At 39.7% G+C, this 13,145-nt stretch carries 13 protein-coding genes; 10 read left to right on the top strand and 3 right to left on the bottom strand.

Annotation, left to right across the window (positions count from 1 at the left end; all coding sequences use genetic code 11):
• Nucleotides 1-148 precede the first annotated feature (148 nt).
• The 4 genes from V7659_RS01065 to V7659_RS01050 all read left to right on the top strand — a co-directional run bounded on the left by V7659_RS01065 (nt 149) and on the right by V7659_RS01050 (nt 2,713).
• The gene (locus V7659_RS01065) at nt 149-724 is read left to right on the top strand and encodes a recombinase family protein (RefSeq protein WP_335537534.1); all 576 of its coding nucleotides are present in this window, start codon (nt 149-151) and stop codon (nt 722-724) included.
• 582 nt (nt 725-1,306) lie between these two features.
• Nucleotides 1,307-1,699 carry a hypothetical protein gene (locus V7659_RS01060; RefSeq protein WP_335537533.1) on the top strand — a complete coding sequence of 131 codons (393 nt, stop codon included), beginning with the start codon at nt 1,307-1,309 and terminating at the stop codon, nt 1,697-1,699.
• Nucleotides 1,700-1,904: 205 nt separating this feature from the next.
• On the top strand, nt 1,905-2,483 hold the full coding sequence (locus V7659_RS01055) for a recombinase family protein (RefSeq protein WP_335537532.1): 579 nt from the start codon (nt 1,905-1,907) through the stop codon (nt 2,481-2,483).
• A gap of 56 nt (nt 2,484-2,539) precedes the next feature.
• Entirely contained in the window at nt 2,540-2,713 is a 174-nt protein-coding gene (locus V7659_RS01050) for a hypothetical protein (RefSeq protein WP_335537531.1), read from the top strand.
• 213 nt (nt 2,714-2,926) lie between these two features.
• Here V7659_RS01050 and V7659_RS01045 read toward each other — a convergent pair whose 3' ends face one another.
• The 3 genes from V7659_RS01045 to V7659_RS01035 are packed head-to-tail and all read right to left on the bottom strand — an operon-like array spanning nt 2,927 to nt 5,260.
• Nucleotides 2,927-3,718, bottom strand: a complete 792-nt coding sequence (locus tag V7659_RS01045; RefSeq protein WP_335537530.1) for an SDR family NAD(P)-dependent oxidoreductase — start codon at nt 3,716-3,718, stop codon at nt 2,927-2,929.
• Nucleotides 3,715-4,431, bottom strand: a complete 717-nt coding sequence (locus V7659_RS01040; protein ID WP_335537529.1) for an SDR family NAD(P)-dependent oxidoreductase — start codon at nt 4,429-4,431, stop codon at nt 3,715-3,717. The genes V7659_RS01045 and V7659_RS01040 overlap by 4 nt, the downstream gene beginning before the upstream one ends.
• Nucleotide 4,432: 1 nt before the next feature.
• Entirely contained in the window at nt 4,433-5,260 is an 828-nt protein-coding gene (locus V7659_RS01035) for an enoyl-CoA hydratase/isomerase family protein (RefSeq protein ID WP_335537528.1), read from the bottom strand.
• A gap of 221 nt (nt 5,261-5,481) precedes the next feature.
• Here V7659_RS01035 and V7659_RS01030 point away from each other — a divergent pair, with 221 nt between their 5' ends.
• The 6 genes from V7659_RS01030 (at nt 5,482) to V7659_RS01010 (ending at nt 12,619) form a co-directional block, all read left to right on the top strand.
• On the top strand, nt 5,482-6,894 hold the full coding sequence (locus V7659_RS01030) for an MFS transporter (RefSeq protein WP_335537527.1): 1,413 nt from the start codon (nt 5,482-5,484) through the stop codon (nt 6,892-6,894).
• Nucleotides 6,895-6,936: 42 nt separating this feature from the next.
• Entirely contained in the window at nt 6,937-7,836 is a 900-nt protein-coding gene (locus V7659_RS01025) for an alpha/beta hydrolase (RefSeq protein WP_335537526.1), read from the top strand.
• 366 nt (nt 7,837-8,202) lie between these two features.
• On the top strand, nt 8,203-8,751 hold the full coding sequence (locus tag V7659_RS01020; RefSeq protein ID WP_335537525.1) for a winged helix-turn-helix transcriptional regulator: 549 nt from the start codon (nt 8,203-8,205) through the stop codon (nt 8,749-8,751).
• Between the two features lie 704 nt (nt 8,752-9,455).
• A complete protein-coding gene (locus tag V7659_RS32030; RefSeq protein ID WP_335694189.1) occupies nt 9,456-9,725 on the top strand; it encodes a YolD-like family protein in 270 nt (89 codons plus the stop codon).
• 337 nt (nt 9,726-10,062) lie between these two features.
• A complete protein-coding gene (locus tag V7659_RS01015; protein WP_335537524.1) occupies nt 10,063-10,833 on the top strand; it encodes a M15 family metallopeptidase in 771 nt (256 codons plus the stop codon).
• Between the two features lie 673 nt (nt 10,834-11,506).
• Entirely contained in the window at nt 11,507-12,619 is a 1,113-nt protein-coding gene (locus tag V7659_RS01010; RefSeq protein WP_098935215.1) for an NADH:flavin oxidoreductase, read from the top strand.
• The last annotated feature ends 526 nt before the right edge of the window (nt 12,620-13,145 follow it).

The raw sequence follows: 13,145 nt of genomic DNA, 5'->3' as shown, positions 1-13,145 counted from the left end.
CACTTATAGACTGCTTAATAAAATAATATTTTACTAGCTTTTAAAGGTATAAAAAGATTTTTACAAACGTTTATAAAAGACGCTTACCTTTATAAACTATCGCGTTATAATTTAAGTAACCAAACGGCATCAAGGAGATAATTACAAAATGACAACTAAAACATTTGGTTACATTCGTGTAAGCAGTAAAGACCAAAACATTGATCGGCAGCTAAATGAAATGCTTAAATTAGGTATTAATGAAAGGGATATATTCATTGATAAAGAAAGCGGTAAAAATTTTGATCGCCCTCAATACACCGCATTAAAACAGTGTTTACGGGAAGGTGACTTACTTTATATTAAGTCCATTGATCGTTTCGGCCGTAACTCCAAAGAAATTAAAAAAGAGTGGGAAACTATAACTTCAGAAATAAAAGCTGATATAAAGGTAATTGAAATGCCATTACTCGATACGACGCAACACAAAGATACTTTAGGCACATTTGTTTCTGATTTAGTTTTACAAGTACTTTCGTTTGTTGCTGAAAAAGAAAGAGAGGATATTAATAGAAGGCAACGAGAAGGAATTGAATCGGCCAAAGCAAAAGGCAAACATCTGGGCAGACCGAAAATCGAAATCCTAATATTTTGTTATACCATTTCCGTTCAAGGAAAGTTACAGGGATGTTGTGTGATCGTAATTCTTCAGTTAGGTCATTTGAAGCATCAACCTTTAAAGTGAAACCTGTGTTAAATTGATACAAAGTCGAAAGTGCAAACTTATCAACCGTTACAGAAGAAAAGTCTTCCCACGAAAAAGAATATTTAAGTTCCACTTTTTCTAAAACCTCTTCTTCGCCAGATACTGTTTTCTTAGCAAAATAGATTTCGAATCCCTCAGGTGTTATGAGCATAAATAGCGGCTTGTTTTCAATAGTAACTCTGTAGATCTTATTCTTTTTATAAATCCTCTCCTCAAAATATTTTGCAAGCAATACTTCGTGTGCTACGCTTTTCACTTTCTTTTTTTCTTTTGACATTATGGCTCCCCCTTCTATACAAATTAATAATTCGATAGATATTTCCATTTACCTGCAAATTTCAAATCTGTGACAAAATATCCATTACCTTTACAATCTCTCCACTACAAGGCATTTCTCTTTTAATTATTTTCCCCATTTTTCCATTGGTGTCGAAACTTAAGGCTACTAACTAAAGAACCCCCCTACTTACCCAAAAATGAGCAAATTCATATTGGAGCGATTTTCCATATTTTTCATAATTTAAATTGATACACAAAACAAAAAAAGGAGGAAGGTAGCTTATGTATAATTACAATCCGTATAATTACAATCCGTATTATCAAAACGGAATCAATGGACACCAGCAGGTTGGGAGGTCAGTTGAGACACCTGTGGAGCCTGATTATTACGACGCCGGTGAATATCGTGGAGGTGTAACACACACTTATACTCTCACTGATAACGGTGGAGGTTTCGAGAAGGTCTTGAACGTGCCGAACAGTACTACCTCGAGTAGGGTGTTTGTATCGATTACCGAATTAAAACTTGAAGGCGGTCAATTTGTGCCATTTCAGGGGGCTGCTAGCATGCAGGTCCATAATGTCGTTCCAGAGAGGCCTGGTAAAGTACGTGTACGGGGGCATATCGGCCATGATGGGAACATCACTTTTCGACTTTCAGTCCTAGTGTTTTAACGGCGGCTGAGACCACTCAGACGATTTTTAAACCTCTTTATTTAAAGGGGTCTTTTTATTTTATCAAAAAACAGTGGTAAGTGTCATAACTTAAAAGTATTGATACCAAAAACACGGTGTAGTATTATCAAGGTATGGAAAGGTGTCATAACAAAGGGTCATAAATAGGTACATATTTTGCTAATGTTTAAGGGGGAATTTGTTCATGAATAAGAAAAGAAAGATAGGCTATGCACGTGTATCCACTTTAGGTCAGGATTTACAGAGTCAACTTAACATATTAGAAAATGAAGGTTGCCAGTTCATTTATAGAGAGAAGTTCACTGGTACAAAAACAGAACGCCCAGAGTTTCAGAAATGCCTGAAGGATTTGCAAGAGGGAGACACTCTTGTCGTAACAAAATTAGATCGTTTGGCTCGTAACACTGCAGAAGGAATAGTTGTAGTCGAATCTCTATTTAAAAAAAATGTGCGAGTGCATGTCTTAAATGTAGGCCTATTAGAAGATACAACCATGGGCAGGTTCTTCTTGCAAACCATGTTGGCAGTGAGTGAGATGGAGCGCAATCTCATTGTCGAGAGGACCCAAGAGGGTAAAGCTTTAGCTCGTAAACGTGATGATTTTCGTGAAGGAAGACCAAAGGTTCATAAAAAAGCTAAAATAGAAAATGCTTTAAAGTTGCTTGAAACGCACACTTATTCAGAAGTTGTTGAAATGACAGATATAAGTAAAAGTACATTGATTCGAGCGAAAAGAAAAAGAGATGTTGGAAAAATAGTATGAAAAGTTGCAAGTGTTTCTGGTATTTAAATTATGTATGTATTATGTGGAGGTTTAATATGACACGAGGTGAAAGAAAAGCGTTAAAACGATCCATGACACCAAAGGAAAGGTTTCTGAAGAGTTTAGAAAATAATAGCGAAGTGCTGACACATTTTCAAACAACGCCGATACGCAAAGCGCAACCAAAGGCGGAAAGGAAAAGAAGAGGGAGAGCGAAGTTTATTTATTAAAAGTCGAAACGGGGATCGCATACAAATCACGAAAAGATTTGAATTCGACGTAAAGGGGTAGCGTCAGGAAACTGCTATTTACAACGTTAAGGAACATATGAGTATAAAAAACCTAAAAATGAAGACAAGCGTGTTGATATATGTGATGACTATATCAACACGCTTGTCCATGATCAACGGGCTTATACCGTTTTATTGTAAAAATAAATGATCTTATATAGGGGGATAGGGCCAACTATTTTGGACGCCACCATCGATAACGATGACTTGACCGGTAATGTACGAGGCAGATCGACTACTTAAGAATAGCAATGAGTCTGCGACCTCTCGTGGTTGTGCTAGGCGTCTCATTGGAATGACTGCTTCAGTGGCTTCACGTTTACCGGATGAGTCGAGAAAGGCTTCCATTCTAGGGTTGCCTATGACTCCAGGGGCTACGCCGTTTACGCGAATTCCCTTTGCTGCAAATTCTACTGCCGCACTTCGAATCAAGGAAATTTGTGCCGCCTTGGCTGCAGCATAAGGTGCATTATTCGGAACGCCAGCAAACCCTCCCGCTGAGGTTACGTAGGTAACACTTGAGCCAGGGTTAAGTCTGTGTATTGCTTCTTTGGCCACTCTTCTTGCATGATCAAAGACAATTTCAAAATGCCATTTCCAGTGTGCTTCATCCGCTTCTGCAATGGGTTTCGGTTTTAGCATGCCGACCACATCAATGACACCATGAAGAGAACCGAATGTTGATTCAGCTTTATCAAAGACCTCTGCGATTGCTGTGGGATTAGTGACATCCATTGCAATGGCGAGAGATTGTTGTAACTTCGCGGCTACGGTCTTTGCAGCTGCTTCGTCAATGTCAGCGCAGACAACAGAAGCACCGTTGTGATCAAGTCCTTGCGCGATTTGTTGTCCAATACCGCTTCCTGTTCCTATTACAAGAAAAGTGGTGCCGTTAAGGTCGGGGTAAAAGGAAAACTCATTGGGTGCGTCGCTTATAGGGTTCAATATTGTGCCTCCTGTTTTGTTTTATTCAATAGAGGACGATAGATGAGTTCAAGGTCATCAGATAGCATTGATTTTACGTCTTGACTCCGTTTGTCGCAGAGAATTTCATCTTCCTCATTTTTAATACCCTCAAAAATAGCTTGGGCAATAACATCCGGTGTGATTTTCGGGCCATTGATATGTTGTGTCATCGGAGTATCCGTGTAGCCGAGTATCACGCCAGTTACACCAACGCCATATTGAGCAAACTCTAGTCGTAATGAGTTGGTATATGACCAAGCGGCTGCTTTAGATGCTGCATATCCTGCGTGCGAGGGAAGGGCAACCCAAGCAGCGACTGATAGAAGGTTGATTAAACGGCTGTTGGCGCGTTGACGAAGAGACGGTAAAAATGCATGAGCAAGTCTTAACATACCGAAGCAGTTGACTTCGAATTCGTCTTTGTCCACTAGAATTCCTTCTTCGGGATTATTAACAGGATGGCGAAAAATACCTGTGGCATTAATAACTAAGTCAAGTGGTCCCGTGATATTGACAGCCGAAGCGACGCTGGCTGGATTGGTAACATCGATACTTACAGTCAGTGGCATAGTGCTTTCATGCATTACTCCACGGAATACTTTTGCACCTGCTTGCGTAAATAGTTGACACAGTGGCTGACCTATCCCACCGTCTGCGCCGGCTATAAACACAGATTTTCCGTTCATGTCCATGTTAAATTTCTCCTAAGACATCGCCGAATTCCAACTCGGCACGACTACGTGTCTGAAAACCACGTTCGTTGAGGGCGGCAATGCGCGCTGCGCTTGAGTCATCACGGGCTAGAATTTGGAAAAAGCCAGAGTCCACTTGAACGTCTTCTTTGGGTGGAAGTCCTGCGGCATTGATTCTTCTTTTGGCAAGTCGAACCGCTGCTTCTGGGAATTTAGCGATTCTTTCAGCAAGTGCGGTGACAAAAGGTAATAGTTCATTTTGAGGAATTGCTCGATTGATTAGTCCAATGCGTTCAGCTTCTTGAGCATTCCAATCGTCTGATCCTAGGATGACTTCCATAGCATTACCACGGCCACACAGGCGTACAAGATGTTGAATGGCGCCGGCACCAGGATAGACGCCAACTCCGATCTCAGGTTGACCGATAACGCCATGTTCAAGCGAAGCAAAACGCATATCACAAGCATATAGAAATTCCCCACCAGCACCTCGTGCACGTCCTTCTAACATTGCGATAGTAACTGGGCGAGACTCGCTTAATCGACGATACAGCGCACCAAGACTAATGTCATCTGGCCCACCTGATGTCGCGGCTACTGCTGTGTATTCTGCGATTTTGTTCATGTCAACGTGGGGAATGAAAAAGTCTGGATCTGAGCTACGGAAAACGATAACTCGACATTTATCATCTTTTTGTGTTTCGTCAAGCAGCGTGATGAGATCTTGAACGAATTTTTCATCGATCAAGTTCATTGGCGGGTTGTCGATGCTTACCCACAAAACGCCGGCTTTTAATTCAGTGGTCATTGATTTGAATGTTACTTTCATATTAAGGATCTCCTTTTACTTTAAAATAATTAGTGAATTCCAACTAATATCACTATACTGAAAATATTAACAATGTTACTTGCAAATTGCAACTAACATCACTATACTGAAAATACTAACAATTTAACTTGCGAATTGCAACTAGTATCACTGAATTGAAAACGCTGACAATTCGCGAGTTAAATTTTAGTAAATTAATTAAGGGGTTAAGGAGGAACATAATGAAAAGTAATAACGCTCTAGAAGACATTACAATGAAGGCAACACAGACAAATGGGAACAAGGAGAGAAGACGCATTTTATTTGCGACGGGGATTGGAACCGCGATTGAATGGTACGATTTTTTCCTTTATGCACAGTGCGCCGCAATCGTGTTTGGGCCACTGTACTATGAGGAATTTGGCGCTCAGTCCGCTTTCCTATTGTCATTAGCAACAATCGGTATCAGTTTTTTATTCCGTCCAATGGGTGCAATCCTTGCAGGCCATTTTGGTGACAAAATTGGGCGTAAACGTATGTTGGTAATTACGTTGTACGTGATGGGGGGGGCCACAATTTTGATTGGTTTTATTCCAACAGCCGCTCAAATTGGATTTGCCGCTCCAGTCTTACTCATATTGATGCGGATCATTCAAGGCTTATCTGCAGGAGGTGAGTGGGGTGGAGCTGTATTGATGGCAGTTGAGTCAGCACCGAAGGGGAAACGTGGTCGATTCGGTGCGTCTCCGCAAATAGGCGCGCCAATGGGTTTGTTGCTCTCAACAGGCGCTCTTGCTGGTATGACAGCGATTGTAGGCCAAGAAGCATTTTTGGAATGGGGCTGGCGAGTACCATTTTTAATGAGTGCTGTTTTGATCTATGCAGGTAATAAGGTTAGACGCCGTGTTGATGAGTCTCCTGTTTTTGTTCAAATGGCGAAGGAAGGGGCTACTCGTCGTCTACCAGTAAGACAATTATTTCGTAATAATGCATTGTTAGTGATTATATCAGCACTAGTTTACGCGGGTAATAGTGGGCCATCTTATATAGTGGCAGGAGGGTTTTGGCAGAGTTATGTTACTTCCGCATCACACCCATTTCCTTTAAGCCAAGGAACGGCTTTTGGGATTGTTACTTTTTCCGGTTTGTTTTGGGTTGTCGCTGTTTATATTTCTGCTGCGCTTTCTGATCGTATTGGTCGGCGTAACACTTATATCATTGGTTGGATAATGATATTAGTGGCTACGTACCCACTGCTTCTCTCAATGCAGAGTGGTAATGTCTGGTTCCTATTCTTTGGCGTTACTGTTTATCAGTGTGCAATGATGTTTACATATGGGCCAATGGCTGCCTATTTTGCTGAGCTATTTCCTGCCAATGTACGTTATTCCGGTATTGCCATCTCATATGCGATTGGAGCGATTATAGGTGGTGCATTTGCTCCGATGATTGCAGCGGTTTTAGTTAAATCGACCGGGTCATTATATTCAGTGGGTATCTATATTGGTGTTTTAACTTTAATCAGTCTAGTGGCGACACTGATGCTTAGAAATCGCTCAGATGTTGATCTGAGTCCTGAATCGGCTGATTATTCATCATCACCATTTTATGGCTTAGGCTCATCGAGCAAGAAGATTGCTAAGCCAGGTGCATAACTTAATAATTTATATTACTCAATTCAAAGGAAGGTAATAACTATGGATACTATTAGAACGGATATTAATATTCCTCTACCAGATGGCGTTAATCTCGGTGCTTGGTTGTATACACCGAGCACCGAGGGCCTGCATCCTGCCATTACTATGGCACACGGTTTCGGCGGTACCAAGTATCATGGTATTGAGCGTGTTGCACGCCGCATTGCTGAAGCTGGGTTTGTCGTTTGTTTGCATGATCATCGAGGGTTTGGTGACAGTGATGGAGAGCCTCGCCAAGACATCGATCCTTATCGTCAAATTGAAGATTGGCGTCGCGTGATTTCGTATCTTCAGACATTAGATGTCGTTAACCCTGAGAAGATTGGTATCTGGGGTACTAGTTATTCAGGAGGACATGCAATTGTATTAGGCGCTACCGATCGCCGAATTCGTGCTGTTTATACTCAAGTACCAACGACAAGTGGTTTTGAGAGCGGACGTCGACGTATCGCTCCTCATTTGGTTGCTCAAGTTGAACGAGAGTTTGCGGCTGATGAAGTTGCTCAAGCAAAAGGTCATCCCCCAGTTTCACAACGCTTTGTGAGTGCCAATCTTGAGGAGCGCGCTTCCTACCGTAGTCCAGATGCTATCGCTTTTTATTTGCAAGATATTCCACCGGGAAAATGGGACAATATCGTCACGATTCAATCTAATCGCCGTGCTCGCTCATACGATCCCGGGCATTGGATTGATCAAATATCTCCTACGCCTCTTTTAATGGTGGTGGCTACTGAGGATACGATTACGCCGGCTGATTTAGCGCTATCAGCATATGAGCGTGCGCTTGAGCCGAAGAAGCTGCTGCTGATCCCGGGTGGCCACTTCGATCCATATTTGAGTGGTTTTGAGCAGACCTCTAGTGCAGCGGTGGCCTTTTTTAATAAAAATCTAAAAGGGTAATTGATAGGCTATTAGGGATAGTTGCAGATATTTGCTCAAGGTTAGTTTGATTTATTAAGTTGTTGATAGTCTAATGCCGAGAGCAAATATTTTTCGCATAAGTTTATAGTGGTAAACGCTGGTAATTGCGCTTGATATTGGTTTAGTATGAGTTGAGAGCGCTATTGATTAGTCATATTGCTCATATTTGATAGTTGCTAGCAGACTGCCATAAGGTATTCGTTTAATGTAACTTGGTTCGTGCTAAACTCAGACACTTGGTTAGGGATAAGGGGCTATTGACGCTTACTTTGTTTTGATGTAACTTATAAGTAGTAATATCTGGATACAATAGGCTTATATCAATAGAAGGAGGGGTTAATTAAAATGAAACGCAGCGATTTTGCTAATTCTCCATGTCCTATCGATAGGAGCCTTAACGTTGTTGGTGACACATGGACTTTGCAGATATTGCGAGATGCAATGCATGGCGTAACTCGATTTAATGACTATCGCTCCCACATTGGTATAGCAACGAATATTCTTTCTGCACGTTTACAGAAATTAGTCAATGAGGGAATTTTTGAGGTTCATAAATCAGAGATGGGTAATTCTCATAATTACATATTGACTGATAAAGGCCGCGATCTTCTTTTGGTTCTATCAGCACTGCGCCAATGGGGACAGCAACATTTATTCGATGATAGTGAAATGATTAACCGGGCCATTGATGCCAAAACAGGCCTTTCACCTAAGCGGATGATGTTATTAGCTGAGGATGGACGAGAGCTGAGTCCTGACGATCTTCTTGTAGTGCAATCCCGTCGATGTGATCCGATAGAAGATGCCACTGTTGTAGACACCCCTCGTCGCCGTTCTAATACAAATGTTGAAAAATCAAGTTTAGAGAATAATAAAACTGCTTTTAAAAAGTAGTATTGGTGTTGATATTGTTTGGGGTACTGCCAGCAAAACGCCGAAAATATACGCTAAGAAATCGTTCGGAAAATCAGAAGTAGCTGGACACCTTAGCGTATGTTTTACGCGGTTACAACGCTAAGCATTTTGATACAAGTCGTGTGAGATATTACGAATTCTTATTTAAAGGTGTTTTGATTATGTACCAATAAGCTTTAAACTATTGAGATTGTGAAAGAATGTGCTTAAACTAGCGTGGCAGATTAGTTTAAGTACAGTTCTTCACAAAGTTATACAAAAAAGCCNNGGCTTTTTTGTATAACTTCAATTCAAATTATCATTTATAACTAACTAATAGTTACGGTAAGGAATAATAATAAATAGCTATAAGACGAAGGAAAATAATAATGTTTCATTGGAGCTGCAGATAAAAATCAGCAGCTTAATTAAGATTATGTAGACCTGTCCGCGCCATTAAATGGTTTCTGTCTTTTCCATATTCTGATTACAAACAGAATTGGCGCAATTCGCTAGTATAATGTCACCCTTTGCTAGTTACAGAAGGAGATTGAATAATTCAATAATATTTGATCAGCCGACAAGGCAGGTCGCACAACCAAGATGTTTGTTTAATTACAGAAGGAGCAAGAGATGTACAAGGATCAGCAACGGCCAGCAAAGCCGCTAATTGACGAGTATGAAGTGGAGGAGTTTAACCAGCTATAGCCTATGCAATGGAGTATAATCTGGCGGCAAAGCTATCAGTATGGGATGACGGCTTAAAGGAGGTAATAACAGATAAGGTGCATTACATCAACCCATTAACGAAGCAGCTACGTGTGGAAGTTAAACCTGGCGAATTTGTACTGGTGGCTTTCAATAATATCGTCGGGGTAGCTGTCTCCGTCGAAGACAAGTTAGAGGCGCTGGTGAAACGAAGGGGATGTAGTAGATTTCCGGCACCCCTTTTTCTTTTGCCCTATCAACGGTAATTAACTTTGCCATAATATCTCCTCCTTTAATGGTAATATTCGACAAAAGTTTACTTCAGCCTATTATTAGTTGGTAATGTTTTGTGACATTATAAAAAGCACCCTCGAAAGGATGCTTTTCGGGACTGTAGTTGCCAGGGGGTACAACAAGTCGGAATATCAGTTCCTACATAGAAGTTATACCCTCAAGCAACGACAGGATACAGAATCAGGGATTCAATCCGTTATGCTGGCTTCTTCTTTTTGAACTAACGGCACGGATTCTTCAATAATTTCCAAGATTAAACCTGCTTTTAATAGGACATTATAAAAGTAACCTTAAAGGAGGTTATGATACGTGATTAAGAAAAACATCAGTGTCCTTTTGATGTTCTTTTTAATAATTAGTCTTACTGGATGCAACAAAAAATCAAATGAATCATCTTCACCTAAGACGCCCAAAATAAATCAAATGAACATATCGAATCCAACCGATAAAAACCTTAATAAAAAACGGAAAACAAGAATAAGCGCTGTGGCCTTAACTCCCTATCCATCTTCGGTAGCAACCGTTGTAAATAAAAAATATTATTTACCTGTTACTTATGTACCGAAGAATTTAGTATTTCCGGAAGTACCTTATCTATTCAAAGAAAAAATTGAAAAACGTAAAATGAGATGGGAAGCGGCTAAAAGTTTGGAAAAGATGTTTGCTGCCGCAAAAAAAGATGGAATTTATTTAAGTGGGGTATCTGCGTATCGTTCTTATTCTACACAAAAAGTATTGTTTAACAATTATGTTAAAAGAGATGGATTTAAAAAAGCGGTAACATACAGTGCGATTCCGGGCACAAGTGAGCATCAAACAGGTTTAGCGATTGATGTAAGCGGAACTGACGGAATATGTGCAGTTTCGTCCTGTTTCGGAAACAGAAAAGAAGCGAATTGGTTGAGTAAAAACAGTGCGAATTATGGGTTTATTGTTCGTTACCCAAAAGGAAAAGAATCCATTACGGGTTATAAACATGAGCCGTGGCATCTTCGTTACGTTGGTAACATTTCGAAACCAATTAATAATCGCGGGATTACACTTGAAGAATATTTAGGTGTTAAATCCGTTTCCAAATAAGAAAAAAGCGGTTCTCCAAATACAGAGAATCGCTTTCTTTCGTATGAATAAGACCTTGTCCTTTTGTCTTTAATAACAAAGAATATGATGTGCGAAAGACGACGAGTATGCTGATATATTTGATTCGTTAGCAGGTGTACATAAAAACAACACACAAAGCAGTGAAGTATAAACAAATATAAATAATACTCTTTTTTGGCATATATAAACACCTCAAAGTTAATATGAGTGTACTAAAGGTAAGTTATACGGGTTGATAAATGGAGGTATCAATTAATTTGGTAATGATGCAATACCCTATAAATAAAGCAAGATTGTGAAGCATTGTACTTAACTAACGGGTGCAAGAGTTGAAGATCCAGCTGCCATTTGGCGGCTTTTTTCTTGTTCCACTAACGGAGCAGATTAGTTGAATAAGGAATGTTACAAAAAATATTGAGAGGCTAATTTTTATTTGAAATTCTGGAGGAAAGTGAATTGATAGAAAAAGGAATTTTTTTATCTGTTATAACTATTTATATATTGTTCGTTGTCTTAAAGGACTTCAATATTTTACAAAATGAATTTTAAACTAAATCCAATAAAAATTGTAGTTAGAATAAGTCTCCTACTCCTTACAGAGACTACTTTTGATTAACCAATTATTTTATTAGTTTAAAAAGGAGAGAATTTTATGAAATCAACAAAATCTGTTGAACCATTATTTACCTCATTTGAAATTGGAGAATTGAAGCTTGAAAATCGATTTGTTATGGCACCAATGACCCGCAAGTTTTCACCGAATGGGATTCCAGGTTCCAATGTAGCTGAATATTATCGACGACGAGCTGAGAACGGAGTTGGTTTAATTATCACTGAAGGTACTCTAATTGAGCATCCTGCAGCTGGAGCAGAACCTGATGTCCCACATTTTTATGGTGAAGAAGCTCTAAACGGATGGGCGCAAGTTGTTAAGGAAGTACATGAGGCTGGAGGGAAAATTGCTCCACAGATTTGGCACACTGGTATGGCGCGCGAAAAGAAAAATTTTCCAGATTCAGATGTCAATCCAATCGGTCCATCAGGTATCAGTTTAACTGGTGAAAAGGTATCTGAACCGTTAAGCGTCGAAGAGATTCAAGAACTCATTCAAGCTTACGCAAATGCTGCCTCTAATGCTAAGAAACTTGGGTTTGATGCAGTGGAAATACATGGCGCTCATGGATACCTTATAGACCAGTTCTTCTGGGACGTAACCAATAAGCGTACAGATGAATATGGTGGTGATCTAGTAAGTCGCACACGTTTTGCTGTAGACGTAATCAAAGCCGTGCGTCAAGCTGTCGGTCCTAACTTCACTATTATTTTCCGATTTTCTCAATGGAAAGCTACCGACTATAATTTCAAACTAGCAAAGACTCCCGATGAATTGAAAATTTTCCTTGAACCGCTGTCTGAGGCTGGTGTAGATATTTTCCATGCTTCAACACGACGATTCTGGAAGCCAGAGTTCGAGGAATCAGACCTTAACCTGGCTGGCTGGGCTCGTAAAATTACTGGTAAACCAGCAATTACAGTCGGATCAGTTGGTTTGGATTCTGAGGCCATGAGCTTATTCACGGAAGGTAAGGGTGGACAACCGGCAGATATCGATAATCTGATCGACCGTCTTGAGCGAGAAGAGTTTGATCTTGTGGCCGTTGGACGAGCACTACTAAGCGATCCGGCTTGGGTAGCAAAAATTCGTGAAGGTAACACCGAAGAACTGCGTTCATTTACGAAGGAAGCTTTAAATATTTTGAAATAAATACAAGGAGTTACTATTCTCTTTGATAAAAAACAGGCAGCTTGCTAAAAATGATAAGCCGCCTTTTTTTGAAAATTTTATATACTCTTATGAGAAAAGAATTCTTATAAATTATTTAAAGCATCTGCTATTGGAGTTTTACCATCGCACATTGTTATGACTTTACCAATATTTTACAGATGAGACTTTTACATATCTTTCTAAATGTATTGAAAAAAATTATAAAAATTATAGTTTATGGGGTATGAGTGAAATTAATAAAGATATTTGGGAACGAATCCTTAACGATCTTGAGGGATTGAATCGATATTTAACAAATAACCCTACTGAGAGTGAATTAAAGAATAGGATAGGGTTTTTGTTTGTGGGAGAAACAGAAAAAATTTTAGAAAAAACTACGAGCAAAATATTTTAAGTTTAACTTTTTTAATAAATGAATTTAAAAAATGGATAACAGACCAACTAAAAAATCAAGAGTATATAACTATTTTAGGGATTTAATTGAAATATCTTTATTGAACTAACG

Source organism: Neobacillus drentensis, from assembly GCF_036966985.1.
GTDB lineage: Bacteria > Bacillota > Bacilli > Bacillales > Cytobacillaceae > Neobacillus > Neobacillus drentensis_E.
The sequence above is the reverse complement of the archived record's forward strand: the minus strand, read 5'-3'. Positions and strand labels throughout refer to the sequence as shown.